The following is a 17,096-nucleotide window of genomic DNA, read 5'->3' as shown; positions in this document are numbered from 1 at the left end:
AGTCATCCCTTCGGGGTGGCGAGCAGGTCGACGTTGCCGTCGAACTGCCACAGCGGGTTGGGTGCGTCCCCGGTCGGGGTGCGGACCAGGAAGTAGCCGTTGACTTCCTTCGGTCCGTCGCCGTCGGCCATGAAACGACCGTCAGGTGTGAGGTCGAGCTGGTAGATCGCCGTCCCCGCGACCTCGATGCCGGGCAGATGCCAGGACACGACGCAGCGCCAGTCGTTGCCCGGCCCCTCGGCGGCGACCTTGACGCTGCCCTTGTCGCACGTCGCCGTGGCCTTCAGCTGCGCTTCTGTGACGGCGGGGCGGTTGAGCTGCTCGGTCTGCAGGCGGTAGAGGTGGGCGAACGCCGTGGCAACCGAGCGCTGCACTTTGTCCTGCTCGATCCCGGAGCCCGAGGCACCGGTCGCCGAGGCGAGCACCGCGACCGTGACGGCGACCAGAGCGGCGAGCGGCAGACCTGCGGTGGTGACCGCGCGGCGCGCCGAGCCGTCGTAGGTCTGGTTGGTGAAGTCGCGCCGCAGGAAAAGCGCGTAGGCCAGCACGGTCGCGGTCACGGCCCACAGCAGGCTGACCACGATGCCGATCAGGAGGGGGCCGAGCTGCGTGGGGCTGGTGAACAGACCGTTCCAGGCGATGAAGGCGTAGCTGGGCAGGGCGAGGCGTACGGCGACGGGCAGCGGCATCATCTGGGCGAGCTGCATCGCGAGCGCGACAAGTGCGGGCAGCAGCAGTCCCATCGGGGAGCGCCCCAGCGTGACGGACCCGAGCAGTCCGATCGCGGCGAAGGCCAGCGTCGGGGCGAGTACGCAGATCCAGGCGAGCAGGACCTTGCCTGCGGCGTCCGCCGGGCTCAGCAGGTGGCCGTCGAGGCCTGTCAGCGGCTGGTCGCCGACCGCCGCGATCCCGCCGGCCGTGCTGGACGCGGCCAGTCCGGCCACGAGCAGCAGGATGACGGTGAGGCTGGCCAGTGCCTTCGCCGCGAAGATCCGCCTGGGTGAGCGGACCGCCACGAGCAGGTGGCGCCAGGTGCCGAGCCGGTCCTCGGAGGCGAACACGTCGCCGGCGACCACCGAGGTCAGCAGCGGGAGCGCCCAGGTGCCCGCGAAGCCGAGCATCACCAGTGTTCCGGCCCACCCGGTGGCGTGCATCCAGCGGCCGAAGAGGGTGTCGGAGGGGAGCGTGCTCTGCTGGCTCACCGCGGCGACGAAGAGCGCGGGCGCGATCCAGCAGGCGAGGACCAGCAGCCGGATCCGCCATTGCGAGACCAGCTTGACCAGCTCGAAGCGGTAGGCGCGCGGAACGGAGACGCGGCGGGCCGCGGCAACGTTGTCGTGGGTGAGGGTCGCGGTCACCGGCCGGTCTCCTTCTGCTCGGTGAGGGCGAGGAACGCGGCTTCGAGCGGCGACACCAGGGGGGCGAGCTCGCGCAGCGCGATGCCCGCCTGCACGAGCCGCACCACCAGTTCGTCGAGGGCGGGCACCGGCGCGCGCACGACGAGCGCCTCTGCGTCGTGCCGTGTCCCGGTGTCGTCGACGACGCGGACTGCGGCCGCATCGAGGGCCAGCCGGCGGGCGGCCTGGGGGTCGGAGGTGAGCAGCCGGTAGTCGAGTTCACGGTTCTCGGCGGCCAGCTTGCTCAGCGGGCCGGAGAAGACGACCCGTCCGGTGGCGAGGATGGTGGCCTCGGAGCACAGTGCCTGGAGGTCGTCCATGCGGTGGCTGGAGAGCACGACGCTGGTTCCGTCCGCCGCGAGCCGGGTCAGGACACCGTGTACGTGTTTTTTGCCGGCCGGGTCGAGGCCGTTGGAGGGTTCGTCGAGCACGAGCAGCCGGGGCTTGGTGAGCAGGGCGGCGGCGAGTCCGAGGCGCTGGCGCATGCCGAGGGAGAAGCCGCGGGCCTGGTCGTCGGCGACATCGGTGAGCCCGACCTGGTCGAGCACGTCGTCGACTCCCGCTGTCCGCGCGTCGTGGCCTCGCAGAGCGGCCAGCGCGGCGAGGTTCTGCCGGGCGGTGAGCGAGGGGTAGAGGCCGGGTCCGTCCACGAAGCCGGCGACGCCGTCGGGAGCGGCGAGCGCGCGCCTGAGCGGCGTGCCCAGGATCTCGAGGTGGCCGCTGTCGGCGACGGCCAGGCCCAGCAGGAGGCCGAGCAGTGTCGTCTTGCCGGCGCCGTTCGGTCCGACCAGGCCGTGGATCTGGCCCTGTGCCACGTCCAGATCGACGCTGTCGAGTGCCACGACGTCGCCGAAGCACTTGGTGATCCCGCGAGCCTGAACTGCGAGAGGTGTGTCCATGAGCCCCTTCTTCCGAAACACTCAGGGACCTTAGGGACGGCACACAACGCAGGCACAGATGGCTGGTTGAACGTGCAGGAAACGGATCGTCAAGGCGTCGGCAAGTCCGGGTGCACAAAATGGCCAGCATCGAGCCAGAGTTGGACAACCGCTCCTGAGGGCTGAGAGGGAGTGAGTCCTGGTGCCAGTACTCGTGCGCAGCCGAGCGCCCCGAACGGTGCCGGGCGTTGTGGTGTGTTCGGGCTGGCGAGTGAGCAGAACCACGCCTGGCTGAAGGATCGCGGTGTCACCGGTCGGGTACGGGCGGGACGTGGCCGGTCGGATCCGGCAGGCTTCCGGCGGAACGTCGACGCGTTCATCGACACGATCGGCGACGGCTACGTGGAGCCGTCAGTGGAGTCGGGCGTGCGGCCCGAGCGGATCAACACGATCAGCGACTGGCAGCCTGCGGCCAGGGTGGGGCGCGGGCCTACGGAGAAGGTGCGGCAGCCTGCGCGGTCGCGCGCGGCGAGCCGGCCCGGCTCGCCGCGCGCGGGGAGCCGGAGGTGCCGATAGCCCGCACCTGCCCGCTGGAACGGGTGCGAGACGCGTTTCCGCGAACTGGAACGACGGCACACTCATGGCAAGATCGTGCTCCGTCCCCAGGAGCTGTCCGGCCGGTCATACGTCCGTTTCGACATCCGTTGCAGCCGCCGGCTGCCCGGTTTCCCGCTGCGGGTCTTCCACCGGGAAGTGGATCGGGCTGAGCAGGTACTGTGCCCGCTCAGGGCTCGGCCGGTTGGCCAGCCTCGGCGCGATGGCTGCGCGCAGCTCACCGGTCAGCTCTTCCAGTTCTGCCGGGCTGAGCCAGAGTGCGTGTTGCCGGTAGCCCACTTGGTCGGCCACCGGGTCGGCCCCTTCGCGGGCGAGGTAGGCGTTGAACTCGGCCAGCAGGGCGGTCATCGCGGTGGCGAATGTCTGGCGATGGTCCGCCGGCGTGAGCGTGCGGACCGTCTCGGAGCCGATCACGGCACGGTCCTGCCGCAGCCGGTAGTGCCGCTGTACTGCGCCGCGCACCCTGTGTTCCTCGGCGACCTCCAGAATCCCGCCGTCCACCAGCAGATCGATGTGGCGGTAGACGGTGGCCTTGGAGGCTTCGGGGATACGTGCGCAGAGCTGAGTGGTGGTCAGCAGCCTTCCGCCGCCCATCGCGTGGACGATCCGCAGTCGGATGGGGTGGGCGAGCAGGTCCAAGGAGTCCATGCCCAAACTTTCTCACGACTGCTACCTTTCTCAATCATGAGAATTTATAAGGGCGAGGCACTGGAGGTGGCGCGAGGCTTCGCCGCGCTGCTGCAGGCGGAGCGTTTTGACGAGATCGTGGAGCTGTTCTCGCCACCACTGCGCGCCGCTGTCTCCGCCGAGGCGCTGAGGCTCGCATGGGCTGCCCAGGCAGCCGGACATGGCGGGGTCAGGGCGGTCGAAGAGCCGGCAAGCCAGGCCGGCGAGGCCGACCCCGTGCGCGTGCACATCCCAGTGACCTGCGCGGACAGCGGCTTCACCGTGGTCACTTCGGTCGGCGGTGACGGCCTGCTGCACGGACTGCGGCTCGACCCGCACGGCGGCGCCGAGTGGCATCCGCCGCACTATGCGGATACGGCCCGGTTCACCGAGCGGGACGTCTTGCTCGGGACCGGTCCGCTCGCCGTGCCCGGCACGCTCAGCCTGCCTGTCGGCCCCGGACCGTGGCCCGCCGTAGTGCTGCTCAGCGGTGGCGGTGCGTTCGACCGGGACGAGAGCAGCGGCCCGAACAAGCCGCTCAAGGACCTCGCCTGGGGGCTCGTCACCCGGCAGGTGGCCGTGCTGCGCTTCGACAAGGCGGCCTTCGCGCACCCGGATCGCCTGCCGCGGGACTTCACCATGGCCGACGAGTACCTGCCGCCCGCGCTCGCCGCCGTCCACCTGCTCCGGCAGCAGCCCGAAGTGGCCCCGGACCGGATCCATCTGCTCGGCCACAGCATGGGCGGCAAGGCGGCACCCCGGATCGCCGCCGCCGACCCGTCGATCGCGGGCCTGGTGCTGCTCGCGGCAGACGCACAGCCGATGCACGAGGCGGCCGTCCGGGTCGCCCGCCATCTCGCGGCACTCACCCCCGGGCCCGGCGCGGAGGAGATGGTTGCCGCACTCGCCCGGCAGGCCGCGCTGGTGGCATCCCCCGGCCTTGCCCCTGACACACCGTCAAAGCTGCTGCCGCTGGGGTTCTCCGCCTCCTACTGGCTCGACCTGCGCGCCTACGACCCCGTGGCCACAGCGGCAGGGCTGGCCTGCCCGATGCTGATCCTGCAGGGCGGACGGGACTACCAAGTGACCGTCGCCGACGACCTGGTCCGCTGGCAGAACGCCCTCGCACACCGGCCCGAGGTGACCATCCGGATCCACCAGGACGCCAACCACCTCTTCTTCTCCGGCAGCGGCCACCCCACCCCGGCCGAGTATGCGCGGCCAGGACACGTCGAGCCGGCGGTGGTGGACGAGATCACGGCCTGGCTGTCGCGACAGTAGCCGACAGGCCCTGTGGGCAGAGAGAACTCCCCTGCTGCCGCCACCCGTTGCGGCAAGCGCGGCTCCGTCTTCCCGGGCGCCGTCACCCGCAGCGGCACTCGTCATCCGGCTCCGCACATGACCGGCCGGACAGCTCCTGGCACTGGGCGCCCGACGGACGGGCCCGGTCCAAGGACGCGACGGACAGCGGGCCGGACGGAGCTGACAGAGCCGGCAGAGCCCAAAGGCGTACATCCCAGGACTGACACGCCGCCCGGAAATCCGCCGGAGGCTCGATGCCGCCCGGCGGTTCACCCTGAAGGGTGGCAGCCATGGGTGAACCCAGATCACTGACGAAGCGTCATAAGCGTTCCCTGTCAGGCCGGTTGTCGGCCGTCGCGGCCGCCCTCTGTCTCACCTCGGCCACCGTGGCCCTGCTGCCCGCGCCCTCCACCGCCGCGACGGGGCCGGGCGGCGAGACGGTGGCCGAGGGCGGGCACACGGCCCGGATCAGCCGGACCGAGTACGGCATCCCGCACATCCTGGCCCAGGACTTCGACGGCCTCGGATACGGCTACGGCTACGCGTTCGCGCAGGACAACGTGTGCGAACTCGCCGACCAGGTGGTGACCTTACGGGGCGAGCGGTCCCAGTTCTTCGGGCCCGACGGGGAGTCCGGAGAGGGCTCCGACCTCGCGAGCGACACGTACTACAAGGGGCAACTGCGCGCGGGCACCGTCCAGCGGCTCCTCGACCGGAAGGCGCCGCTGGGGCCGACGGCGGAGCTGCGCCGGATGGTCGAGGGGTACGCGGCCGGCTACAACCGCTATCTGCGCGACACGGGCGTCGACAAGCTGCCGGACCCGCGCTGCAAGGGCAAGCCCTGGGTGCGGCCGATCACCGCGCTCGACCTGTGGAGCGTCGTGTACGACGTCAACAGGATCACCGCGACGGTCCCGTTGGCGCCTGACATCGGCGACGCGAAGCCTCCGGCGGCGGGCGCCGGCGGCACGGCGGCCTCCGGGACCTCGGACGGCAAGGACACGGCGGCCTCAAAGACCCCAGCCGGCAAAGGCACGGCGGCCTCCGGGACCTCCCGTGCGACGGCCGCGGCATCCCTCACCCCGGGCGCGCAGGGCCTCGCCACGGCCGGTGTCGGCAGCAACGGCTGGGCGCTCGGCCGGGACGCCACCCGCACCGGCAACGCGATGGTCCTCGCCAACCCGCACCTTCCCTGGACCGTCGGCAACTTCCGCTTCTACCAAGTGCAGTTGACGATCCCCGGCACCCTGGACGTGTCCGGCGCCGGCCTGTACGGCACTCCCCTGGTCGAGATCGGCCACAACCAGAGCCTCGCCTGGACGCACACCGCGAGCGACGCCCAGCACGCCTCCTTCTACGCCTTGAAGCTCGTGCCCGGCGACCCGACCAGCTACGTGGTCGACGGGAAGGCCGAGCGGATGAAACGCCGCACGGTCCCGGTCACCGTCCGCGACGAGAACGGCAGACTGTCGACCGTCGACCGCACCCTGTACACCTCACGCTTCGGCCCGGTCCTCTCCTCCGCCTGGACCACGAAGACCGCCTACGCCGTCCGCGACGCCAACGCCGACAACCTGCGCTCCATGAACACCTGGCTGGCCATGGGCAAGGCCCACAGCCTCGCCCAGCTGCGCACCGCCCAGAACACCTACCAGGGCATCCCCTGGACCTACACCCTCGCGGCCGACACCAGCGGCGGCACGTACTTCACCGACTCCTCGGCCGTCCCGCGCCTCACCGACGCACAACTGGGCCGCTGCACCCTTCCGGCCGGCAAGGAGACACCCGCCGCCCTGGACGGTTCGACGTCGGCCTGCGCCTGGGGCAGCGACCCCGACGCGCTCGTGCCGGGCATCTACGGCCCCTCCCGCCAGCCGAAGCTGAACCGCACCGACTACGTCGCCAACTCCAACAACGGACCCCAGTACACCAACCCCGAGGCGCCCCTCACCGGCCTCCCGGGCGTGTACGACATCGATCCCCACCTCGACCAGCGGGCCCAGCTCGGACTCCGCATGATCGCGCAACGCGCGAACGGCACGGACGGACTCGGCGCCCCGGGCTTCACCCGGGCCACCCTGCGCGCGTCGATGCTCGGCAACCGCGTCCTGTCGGCCGAGACGGGCCGCGACGACGTGGTCGACATGTGCCGCGCCCACCCACGCCTGACGACCACGGACGGCACGGAGGTCGACGTACAGCAGGCGTGCACGACCCTCGCCCGCTGGGACACCCGCGCCGACACCACCAGCCGGGGCGCCGCGCTCTGGATCACCTTCTTCAACCGCCTCCTCGACAACGGCCCGCCCGACACCTGGCGCCGCGTCCCCTACGACCCCGCCCAGCCCCTCACCACACCACGCGGCATCAACGGCGACGACGTACGCGTCCAGCACGCCCTGGCCGACGCCGTCCAGGACTTCGCCGCCCGTGACCTCCCGGTCGACACCGAGCTCGGCGCCGTACAGAAGTGGGCCGGCATCCCGCTGCCCGGCTGCGACGTGGGCTGCTTCGACGTCGTGGACGCCGGCCCCGGCTCGGGCACCGGCACCCCGCCCGCCGGCGCCTTCGGCAGCAGCTTCCTGATGGCCGTCGAACTGACCCCGGACGGCCCCCGCGCCCACACCCTCCTCACCTACGGCCAGTCGTCGAACCCGGCCTCGCCCCACTACACGGACCAGACCCGCCTCTTCTCCCGCAAGCAGTGGGTCACCGAACGCTTCACACAGGCAGAGATCGCCGACGACCCGGCCCTGACGGTGACGACCTTGCACAGCTGACCCGGCCCGGCGTGGAGCGGGCCGGTCCGGGCGCGGTGACCACCAGCGCCCGAACCGGCCCGAACTCCTGATCCCTCACAATCCTGATCACTCACTGCCTGCCGCACGCCGTACGACGACGCCGTCCGCCATCAGCCCTCTCGCCGCCTTCTGCCTGCTCACGGCCCGGTCCGGCCGCATACGCCAGCGGAGGTGCGATCGCCTGGACGTCCGCTTCCTCTGCGACCCACAGCGCGATGAACAGCGCGGCGGTCGCCTCCAGGAGCCCCGCCCGTTCGAGACCGCCGCCGGCTACGGGCGCACAGCCCACGTCCCGCACCAACTCGCGTACGCGCGCGAGGGCTGCCTGGTCGTCCCCGCAGACCGGAACAGCCAGTGGCCGCCCGTCGAAGACGGGTGGCCGCATGCGCCACACGTCCTCGTGGCAGAGATTGAACGCCTTGACCACATGGGCTCCCGGTGCCGCCGCGGCCAGCTGCCGCGCTGCCGAAGGTCCTCCTTCCGTCAGCAGCCGGAAGCCCGGCCCGACCGGATTGGAACAGTCGAGCAGCACCTTGCCGTCCAGGTCCGCCCGCAGCTCCCGTGCCACGCCCGCTCCTGCGTCATAGGGCAGCGCGGCCAGCACCACCTGACCGAACGCGGCCGCCGCACGCAGACCTGCAGGCTTCGCGCTGCCCCCGATGCGCGTCGCGAGCCGCTCCGCCTTGTCCGCGTCCCGTCCCCCGACGGTCACCTCGTGCCCGGCCCGCGCCCAGTGGGTGGCAAGTGCGTCCGCCATGCCGCCCGTTCCCAGCACGCCGATTCTCATCACGCGATTCCTCTCCATGCCTGCTTCGGCCTTCCGGGACGACGCTAGGCGGCCTGTCGGGCACCATTCGGTACGTGACGACCGACGCCTTCCTCGCCGACTGCCGCGCCCGCCTCGCCTTCGACCTGCTCTCCAACACCTGGAACGCCGTGGTGCTCTGGGCACTGCGCGAGGGTCCCAGGCGCCCGGTCGAACTACGGGAGCGGATCGGGGGCATCAGCTCCAAGGTCCTCACCGAGACACTGCGGCGCCTGCAGTTCAACGGACTGGTGGAACGGCACGCACATCCCGGAGCACCACCGCGGGTCGAGTACCGGCTCACCGCCCTGGGACGGACCTTGTTGGCCCCCATCGACGCCGTCGGAGCATGGGCCTTCGAGCACGGTGACGAGGTCATGGCCGCCCAGCAAGCCGAATGCGCCCCCACCACACAGCGCCTGCCCTCGGGCGGTGCCTCACAGGGGTAACGCCCGGGATCCCGACCGTCCGGCGGCACGGGGAAGTCTCAGTACTGGTAATCCGGGCTATTGGAAGTTGCGGAATCGCCGAGCTTCCTCGGTCTGGCGGAGCGGCTCGTGTTTACGAGTCCTGGGGCGGACGTCGGCCGGCTTAGGTTAGTTCGCCTCCCCCAGGTAGCTCAGGGCTTGGCGGAAGTCGTCGAGGGCGGCCCCGAACTCGTGGGCGGCGGTGTGGAAGGTCGATCGGTCGATCAGGATCTTGGCCAGTGTTCGCGTTCCGTCTGTCGGATCGTGTTGAGACAACCGACGGGCCAGACCCACTCCGTCGTCGAACAGGGAGCGCACTCGCTCCACGAACAGATGGGTACGGTTCTCCCAGTAAACGGCGGAGCGGACGGTGAGGACCCGATGCAGCCGGACCAGTTCGGCCAGATGCTGGTCCGGATCCTCGGTGGCTCGCGAAGCAAGGGTGTCCACCTCTTCACGGAGGGCGTGACGGCTATCGAAGTAGCGCCGCTTGGCATCGGGTGACCACTGCATGGGCGCCGCCCCCGAAGGCGGACGCGGTCCATCGGGTGCAGGCCGATCGCTTTCGGCACCGGAGAAGGCCAGCAGCACCGCCCAGAACGACGCCTGGTAGCCACTCCAGGACTTCCGCTCACCGGTGTCGGCCAGCTCCGTCAGCAAAGCGAGTGCCTCTTGCCGCACGAGGGCCGCTTGCCCTCTTCGGCCGTGGGTGTCGAGCATCTGCGCGTACCCGATGAGGGAGTAGAGATGGCAGGCCATCGGACCGCGGTCGTTCGCGGTTTCGGCCGCTTCCATACTGACGAGCGTCTCGAACGCGGCGAGTGCTTCGCCGGACCGGCCAGCGTCATGGAGAGCGGCGATCCACTCCAGAAGTGTCCAGGCGAGACCCCCGCTGGCGGGCCCATCGGGCAGGATCGCTGCGACCAGCTCGGTCATGGCATCGGCAGCCTCGGCATACCGGCCTTCCTCGGAAAGACCGGCAGCCCATACACGCAGTCCTTTGACCACGGAGTCTTCGGACAGTTCGGCCTGCGCACGCCCAATGGCGAGCATCTCGGCGCGCATGGCCAGCCCTTCGGCGCGTCGCCCCAGGTCGTACAGCTCTCTCTGGCACGTGTTGAGGGCCTCGTACAGAACATCCGCACGGGCAGGTTCGGCCTGATCGATGGACCGCGCCACGGCCACCGCCTCCTCGCACAGTGCGAGGCAGGCCGCGTGCTTCTTGCCGGAGCTCGTGTCGTAACTCAGACGTTGCAGCGCCCTGGCCAAGAGCGGCAGGTATGAGGCGGGGCTGACCTGGGCGAGCACCCGGTAGGCGTCGACTTCCTCGCGCGGCGTGCGGCGCCCCGATGCGAGCAGCACATTCCGCGCTCGCACAATGTCGTCCTGATCGACTTTCCCCGAGTGATTCATGACGGAGATTCTGGGTGCCCCAGAGAGGGCCGGACAAGGCTCCTCACCTGTGCCGTTCCTCCTACGAAAACGAGCTCTGACCTGTCATGATGGGTGTGACATCACTTTCCCTGGGCGTACTGGCAACTGCGGCTGAGGGCCGTGGCCGTACAGCGTGAAGCGGCCGCCCCGCACGGACTGGCCCTCGCACGGGCCACGGGCTGACCCTCCAGAGCCGGCAGCTGCGCCCGGCCGTCTGCCCGGCTCGCGCAGGGCCTCCCGCCGGACCCCGCTCACCCTGGCCGGGCAGGCCCGTCACCTTCCTGCGGCCTGCCCCCGAGCGGCAGGTCCTCGGCGTCCCGTCGTCGGCCCGGTCGGCCGACCGGTCAGCGGGTCGGCGGGTCACGGGTCGGCGGGTCAGTCGTGGTCCTCCTCGTGCTGGTGCGCCGCGACCAGGGCCTCGATCATGTCGACGGCGCTGCCCTCGTGGTCGCTGCCGGCCGTTCCGCTGCCCTGCTGGATGTTCGCGGTCCGGTCCACCTCGAGGATCGAGTCGGCGTGCGAGTTGTCGAGGACGGTGATCAGGCTGTCGCCCGCGGCTGCCGGTGTTGCCGCGGCGCCCAGCAGGGCCGCCGCCAGCACGGCGGCCGTGCGCAGTCGCGGTGGCGGGACGCGTGCCGGTGTCACGCGCTCACGCCCTGGGGTTCCGGCCGCAGCCGGGCGATGTTGCGCTCCAGCAGCTGGGTGGAGGTCTTGACGCCGACGCCGTCCGCCGTGTTCACCACGGGGAGCCGGCCGTCCGCCCTTCTGAGGTCGGCGAGCGCGGAGTGCATGGCCTGGTGGGCCGCGAACAGACACGGTGTGCTGTAGATGGCGACGTCCACGCCGAGCTCGGACAGTTCGGTCAGCGAGAGCCGGGGTGACTTGCCGCCCGCGATCTGGTTGAACAGCAGGGGCTTGTCGCCGACCACCTTGCGGATCCGCCGGATCCATTCCACGCTGCGTACTCCGTCGACCAGCACCACGTCCGCGTCGGTCGCGGCCAGTTTCTCGGCCCGGTGCAGGATGTCGTTCTCGTCGGTGGCGTCCGTACGGGCCACCACCACCAGGTCCTGCCGGGTCGCCAGGACCATCTCCAGCTTGGCGAGGTACTCGGACAGCGGCAGCACCTGCTTGCCGTCGGCGTGCCCGCACCGGCGCGGGCGCTTCTGGTCCTCCAGGATCACTCCCGACGCCCCGATCCGCTCCAGTCCCTCCACTACATGGCAGGCGACCTCGGGGTCGACGTATCCGTCGTCGATGTCCACCAGGAGGTGGTGGCGCGGGAAGGCGCCCCGCAGCCGCTGGACGAACGCCACCATGTCCGGCCAGGCGATGAAGCCGATGTCCGGCAGCCCGTAGTACGAGGCCGCGAAGCCGAAGCCGGAGACGAACATCCCGTCGTAGTGCTCGGCCGCGATCGACGCCGAGTACATGTCATACACGCCGATCAGCGGGGTGGTCTCCGGCCCGGCGATCTGTTCCCTCAGCTTCTTCCCGTAGGTCAACGTCCGGTTCCTCTCGTGGGGTTGAACACGTCGCGCGGAGAGGGCCGCCGCAACACGACTGCCCTTTGCCAGAACAAGAGGATCCCTATAGCGACACCGGACTATCTCCTTGGAAGGGCTTTACTCACCTCAATGGCGCAAGCGGTTCACCGGAGAAACGTCACTGGTCCCCCGTCCGGGCCGCCCGGTTGATCCCGCCGCGCGGACGGGCGCGGATGCCGGGTCCGCGCAGGCGGGCGGGGCGTGGCCGAGGGGGTGAACGAGACCCGGCCGATGTCCTGTTCCTGGCACCAGACCAGCAGGGGGGCGGCGCCCGTGCCGCCGCCACCGGGGTTCGGCGGCTCGTCGGTGGCACTGTCGTCCGGCTGCCCGGGAGGTCTCCTGGCGGCGCTGTGGTCCCCGGCGTTCAAAAAAGCAGCCCCGCCTCCGGGATACCGGAGGCGGGGCTGTGTGGAGCGCCGGGCAGGCCTTGCACCTGCATCTCCCCGCAGGAAGCGGGACGTCTTTCCTTGGACCACCAACGCGAGGCCGGCCGCCGGAAGTTCGGGCGGCTTGCTCAAGATCAATGATAGCGCAGTCCCAGCGTCCCGGGTCACACGGCGGCGCAGGAACCGGACCGGCTGCCGTGCGGGGCAGCGTCCGGGCCCTCGGGTGTTCAGGTCAGCGCAATGGTGACTTCGTCCTCGACCGGCGGGTCGAGTTCCTGCGCGCGGTTTCCGGTGGCCGCGAAGCAGCGCAGCCGGACCGCCTCCGGGGTGACGTCCAGGCGCAGGAAGCACTTGAAGAAGGGCGGGCTGTAGGTCGCCGAGCTCGGTGAGAAGAGCTGGGTGTAGATCTTCCGTACGGGCAGGCGGAAGCGTGAGGTGCGGTCGGGGCGGCCGCCCGCGCCCAGCAGGTTCGCGATCAGGCGGGTGCGCCGGGTGACGCGGGCGGGCGGGCCCTGGGTGCGGGTCGGCGGGATGCCGAGGCGCTCGGCGACGACGGCTGTCGCCTCGGCCTCGGTGAGGGTGAACAGGCGGCGCAGGCGGAGCCGGTGTCCGTAGAGCCTGCTGTAGAAGGCGAGGGAGTCGCCGCGCAGCGGGTAGCAGCGGAACTCCTGCTCGGTGACGTTCGCGACGCAGACGCGGGGGATGGTGTGGGTGGCGTGCATGAAGGCTCCGCCGCCGCCCGACACCACGTACTGGATGGTGCGGCCGTCGACCTGCACCGGGTAGCGCTGGTAGTTGTGGATGTCGCCGCCGATGGCCGCGAGGTAGCGGTGGTCCGGGTCGCGGACGAGGTCGTCGACGGTGCCGCCGCCTTCGATGGGGCACGGGTGGTGTTCGCCGTCCACGTACAGGGGCGAGCCGGTGACGAGGATCTTGGGGAGGGGGCCCTTGGACACCTCGCGCAGCCATGCGCCCTGCTCGGCGTCGAGGGTTCCCAGCAGTCCCGTGTCGATGCCTATGATCCGCACCGGACCGGCGTCGATGGCCCAGTACGGGCCCGGCTGGACGGCCTGTTGGGCTGGTGAGGAGCGCAACGTACGTGCTTCGGTGAGGTGTTGTCCGTCGGCCGGGTGCGGCCGGTGCCACAGCAGCGACCGCAGCCAGGCCCGTGAGAGGGGGCGCGGCGCGGGCTGTGGGGCGAGTGGCGGGGCGTCGTCGCAGAAGACGCGCATGAAGCCGCCGAGGTCTTCGTACCAGTCGTGGTTGCCGGGTATCGCGTATATGGGTGCCTGGTAGTCCTGGTACGGGCGGAAGAACTTCGTGCCGTAGTCGTCCGCCCGGCCGACGGGGTAGATCACGTCGCTGGCGATGACGGCGAATTTCGTTCCCTGACTGGCCTTCAGGAAGCCGGGGACGACGGCGTATTGGGGATCGTCGCCCTCGCCGGTGTCTCCGATGACCATGAAGGAGAAGTGGTCCGGGTCGTCGCGCCGGATCACCTTGGCGGCGGGTGCTCCGGCGGCCGTCCGCTGGGCCACCCAGCGGCTGCGGGTGCGGCCCGTGGGGTCCCCGAACCAGGAGGCCAGTACGCCGTTGCGTGCGGCCCACAGGGTCTTCGGGCTGAGCCATGAGAGCTTGTCGACCTGGTGCGGCATCAGGTGCTTGTACTCGCCGTGTTCCAGGGTGCCCCAGCCGGCGCCTTCGGCGGTATCGCGTGAAGAGTCAGACACCGGTGAACCGTAGCAACGATCAGGGACGGGCCCCGGGGAAGGGGTGCGTGGCGGCGCTGCCGTCTCTTCGTGCTCCAGGGGGGCGAGGACGTCGAGTTCGCCGTCGCTGCGCGGCCATGACGGGAGGCTGGAGGGGAGCGAGGCCGCCGGGCACGACCACGGGCGCGAGTGGTACGTCCGGTACGCGTGTCACCCCGCCGCCTTGTCAGGGCGCGGGGTGACAGCGAGAGGCGGGGGCAGGGGCAGGCGGCGGGCGGCTCAGCCGTCAGCGCCCGGTCGGCTGCTGCTCCCCCGGCAGGCGCCGGCCGCGCAGGTGTCGAGCCAGGCGGCGAAGTCCGCGTCGTAACGGGTGCCGATGCCGGTGTTGTAGACCGCATAGGCTCCGGCGTAGTCGCCGGTGCGGAACTTGGTGAGCATGGCCTGCACGTCGTCCGGGTGGTTCTCAAGCATGTAGCGGACGGCCAGGTAGCCCCATGGGTAGGTGCGGGTCAGGTCGGAGTTGGCGTAGGTGCTCTGCCACAGGGTGCTCAGGGTGTAGGTGTGCTTCCCGGCATCAAGGAGCGCCTCGGTGTCGGGCACGCCCCGGTAGCTGTACGAGACGTACTCGGCGAAGCCCTCGATCCACCAGATGTCCGGGACCGTCTGGCCGGCGGAGAAGTCGCCGTAGGTGTCGTAGCGGCCGTCGAGGTAGTGGGTGTACTCGTGGTTCAGGTTCCAGATGTCCGCCGGGAAGCCGTCGCCCACGCTCTTCACGTAGGCGACGAAGCGGGCCTGGTTGTCGGGGTCGGCGGGGTTGCCCTCCAGGTATTCGCCGCCGTTGTCGGTGCTGTTGCCGAAGATCCAGCCTGAGTACGTCCGGTAGTCCCGGGGGCTCGCGAAGACGACGATCTGGATGTTGGTGTTGTGGTCGTCGGCGACCGGGCCGCTGTCCTTGACCATGCCGTGGAAGTAGGCGTCCTGTCCCTGCACGCTCTTGCAGGCCTCGGCGAGCGCCGGGCCGGTCAGGGACTGGGCCAGGAAGGTGTGCCCGTCGTCGCACTTGTAGGTGAGGGGGAGTGCCGCCGCGGTGAGCTTGGACGTCAGGTCGCAGGTGTCGTAGTACGAGCATTGGGCCGCGTCGTGCGCGGAGGTCATCTCGGCGGCGCCGACCCACAGCGCAGCGGTCGGGCCGGTGATCGAGGAGGCGCCGAGCAGGCCCTTCACCATCGGCCGCACCTTGTCCTTAAGCCCGGCCGTGTCGAGGAAGCGCGCCGTCTCGGTTCCGGCGTTGGAGGCCATGAAGTACCAGGCCCCGCTCAGCATCGGCAGGTGGTTCAGGGTGAACGAGTTCAGCGTGTCGATGATGCCCGGGTCGGCGGTGACCGCGCTGATGAACGCGGGGTTGAAGTGGCCGCGGAAGAGCGGGGTGAAGACGTCGTTGACGGCCGTGTCCATGCTCCAGTAGGCGTCGTAGGAGCTGTCGTAGGCGTTCAGCACTCGCTTGTACGTGTCCAGGTAGCGGGCCTGCTCGTCGGCGCTGTCCGTCAGGATGATGACGTCGCCCAGGACGTTGCCGTGTTCCGAACTGACGTCCATGAAATGGGAGTTGGCGGTGAACGCGTCCAATGCGCATTCGGTGGCCTCGGCCAGGGTCGGGCCGTAGTCGCCGACGTCGGCCGAGTCGTTGTACTGCACGTAGTAGCCGGCGCGCAGGAACAGCACGAGCTGCCACACGTGGGTGGAGTTGTCGCCGGGATACGTCTGCGACGCGTCCTGGAAGGCGCCTGCGACGGTCACCATCTGCGCCTCGCGGAACACGTTGCGGGCGTCCGTGCCGGTGACGGCGAACAGCGTATTGATGCAGTCGGTGGTCGAGTCCTGGATGTATGCGACCAGTTCGGATCCGGTACGGGTGCCGAAGTCGGCCGGGGTGCACGACGCGGCCGCCGCGCCATTCGTGGCCTTGGGAGGCCGTACGGCCTTCGAGGACGAGGAGCTCTGCGGCAACTGCGGTCTGAGCGGCCGGACATGGGCGGCGGCCAGTCGCCCGCTCTGGACGTCTGCCTGATCGGACGCAGCGGTGTTCGCGCCGAGCGGCGACAGCGCGCGCGGCTCGGTCCTGGTCACGGCGGTGGTCGTGGGAGCAGCCGTTGTGGCGGTCGCCGGTCCGGCTGCTGCGAGGGCCGGTGCGGCCAGCAGGCCTGCTGTCAGGGCGCTGACCGCCAGGCTGACGGCCAGGAACCTGGACGCGAATCCGGACGGCCTCCCGGGAGGGAATCCGGGCAGAGCAGGTCGACGACGCATCAATGCTCCTTCGTAAGTGGGGGGTCGCTTCGAGCACGAGCGGCGAGGCGTGGGGGGAACGTCCCACTCACCGTGGCCAATGACAACGGACCGAGGGATACGACAATGGAGGGGCGGCCCATAACACCCGTGCCCACAGAGGCAGTTGACGGCCAGGACGGGACGCCGGGCAGGTCTCCGCCTCGTGTTATGCGTGCGGCGGGAAAACGGTATGGGGCGGGGCGGCCCCCTGTTCCCTACGATCCCGGTTTGGCTTCCTCCCCCTCGTAAACGAGGGGATTCCTACGGCTCGCGCCGTGGGGTTTTCTGCTTCGCCGCCGACTGCCCGCCCGGAGTTCTCCGTTGAGGTCTTACACCAGCTCCACAGACAGACACCGCCAGCCCGGCGGCCAAAAGATTCTTCGCCGCGTTCACGTCCCGGTCGTGGACCGTTCCGCAGTCACACGTCCAGGTGCGGACATTCAGCGGCATCCTGTCCTGCAAGGCACCGCAGTAGGAGCACAACTTGGAGGAGGGGAAAAAGCGGTCCACGACCACCACGTCCCGCCCGTACCAGACGGCCTTGTACTCCAGAAGACTCCGGAACTCCGCCCACGCGGCATCACTGATGGCGCGGGCGAGTTTCCGGTTGGTGACCATATTGCGCACGGCCAGGTCCTCGATCACGAGCGTTTGGTTTTCGCGCACGAGTCGAGTGGTCAGCTTGTGCAGGCCGTCCCTGCGCCGGTCCGTGATCCGGACGTGGATCCTGGCGACCTTGCGGCGTGCCTTCTCCCCGTTCGCCG

The 17,096-nt window shown here is 70.2% G+C and carries 13 protein-coding genes; 3 read left to right on the top strand and 10 right to left on the bottom strand.

What is annotated here, in order from left to right:
• Positions 1-2: 2 nt before the first annotated feature.
• From AQJ27_RS39930 to AQJ27_RS39920, 3 genes are all read right to left on the bottom strand, one after another.
• On the bottom strand, positions 3-1,358 hold the full coding sequence (locus tag AQJ27_RS39930) for an ABC transporter permease (protein WP_067380211.1): 1,356 nt from the start codon (positions 1,356-1,358) through the stop codon (positions 3-5).
• A complete protein-coding gene (locus AQJ27_RS39925) occupies positions 1,355-2,296 on the bottom strand; it encodes an ABC transporter ATP-binding protein (protein WP_067380208.1) in 942 nt (313 codons plus the stop codon). The genes AQJ27_RS39930 and AQJ27_RS39925 overlap by 4 nt, the downstream gene beginning before the upstream one ends.
• 660 nt (positions 2,297-2,956) lie before the next feature.
• Complete coding sequence (locus AQJ27_RS39920; RefSeq protein ID WP_067380204.1) at positions 2,957-3,538, bottom strand: helix-turn-helix domain-containing protein; 582 nt, start codon at positions 3,536-3,538, stop codon at positions 2,957-2,959.
• Positions 3,539-3,574: 36 nt separating this feature from the next.
• Here AQJ27_RS39920 and AQJ27_RS39915 point away from each other — a divergent pair, with 36 nt between their 5' ends.
• The gene (locus AQJ27_RS39915) at positions 3,575-4,837 is read left to right on the top strand and encodes an alpha/beta hydrolase (RefSeq protein WP_067380201.1); all 1,263 of its coding nucleotides are present in this window, start codon (positions 3,575-3,577) and stop codon (positions 4,835-4,837) included.
• 311 nt (positions 4,838-5,148) lie between these two features.
• Positions 5,149-7,638, top strand: coding sequence for a penicillin acylase family protein (locus tag AQJ27_RS39910; protein ID WP_079065590.1), 2,490 nt, complete (start codon positions 5,149-5,151; stop codon positions 7,636-7,638).
• A 91-nt stretch (positions 7,639-7,729) separates the two neighbouring features.
• Here the strand turns inward: AQJ27_RS39910 and AQJ27_RS39905 are convergent, their stop codons facing one another.
• Positions 7,730-8,446 carry an NADPH-dependent F420 reductase gene (locus AQJ27_RS39905; protein ID WP_067380195.1) on the bottom strand — a complete coding sequence of 239 codons (717 nt, stop codon included), beginning with the start codon at positions 8,444-8,446 and terminating at the stop codon, positions 7,730-7,732.
• A 74-nt stretch (positions 8,447-8,520) separates the two neighbouring features.
• On the opposite strand from AQJ27_RS39905, the gene AQJ27_RS39900 reads away from it, so the two are divergent.
• Positions 8,521-8,913: a winged helix-turn-helix transcriptional regulator gene (locus tag AQJ27_RS39900; protein WP_067380192.1), complete on the top strand. Its 393-nt coding sequence runs from the start codon at positions 8,521-8,523 to the stop codon at positions 8,911-8,913.
• Positions 8,914-9,060: 147 nt separating this feature from the next.
• On the opposite strand, the gene AQJ27_RS39895 is transcribed toward AQJ27_RS39900, so the two are convergent.
• The 6 genes from AQJ27_RS39895 to AQJ27_RS39865 all read right to left on the bottom strand — a co-directional run.
• Entirely contained in the window at positions 9,061-10,344 is a 1,284-nt protein-coding gene (locus AQJ27_RS39895; RefSeq protein ID WP_096240615.1) for a tetratricopeptide repeat protein, read from the bottom strand.
• A gap of 396 nt (positions 10,345-10,740) precedes the next feature.
• Positions 10,741-11,010: a hypothetical protein gene (locus AQJ27_RS39890; protein WP_190174216.1), complete on the bottom strand. Its 270-nt coding sequence runs from the start codon at positions 11,008-11,010 to the stop codon at positions 10,741-10,743.
• Positions 11,007-11,870: an isocitrate lyase/PEP mutase family protein gene (locus AQJ27_RS39885; RefSeq protein ID WP_067380186.1), complete on the bottom strand. Its 864-nt coding sequence runs from the start codon at positions 11,868-11,870 to the stop codon at positions 11,007-11,009. The genes AQJ27_RS39890 and AQJ27_RS39885 overlap by 4 nt, the downstream gene beginning before the upstream one ends.
• Before the next feature lie 655 nt (positions 11,871-12,525).
• Complete coding sequence (locus tag AQJ27_RS39875; protein WP_067380184.1) at positions 12,526-14,028, bottom strand: metallophosphoesterase family protein; 1,503 nt, start codon at positions 14,026-14,028, stop codon at positions 12,526-12,528.
• A gap of 258 nt (positions 14,029-14,286) precedes the next feature.
• Positions 14,287-16,311, bottom strand: a complete 2,025-nt coding sequence (locus AQJ27_RS39870; RefSeq protein ID WP_079065589.1) for a collagenase — start codon at positions 16,309-16,311, stop codon at positions 14,287-14,289.
• 282 nt (positions 16,312-16,593) lie between these two features.
• The coding region (locus AQJ27_RS39865; RefSeq protein ID WP_159064514.1) for an RNA-guided endonuclease TnpB family protein at positions 16,594-17,096 on the bottom strand (503 nt) is incomplete at its 5' end.

The organism is Streptomyces olivochromogenes (assembly GCF_001514115.1).
In the GTDB taxonomy this organism is placed as follows: domain Bacteria; phylum Actinomycetota; class Actinomycetes; order Streptomycetales; family Streptomycetaceae; genus Streptomyces; species Streptomyces olivochromogenes.
This window is presented reverse-complemented; position numbering and strand designations above follow the sequence as displayed.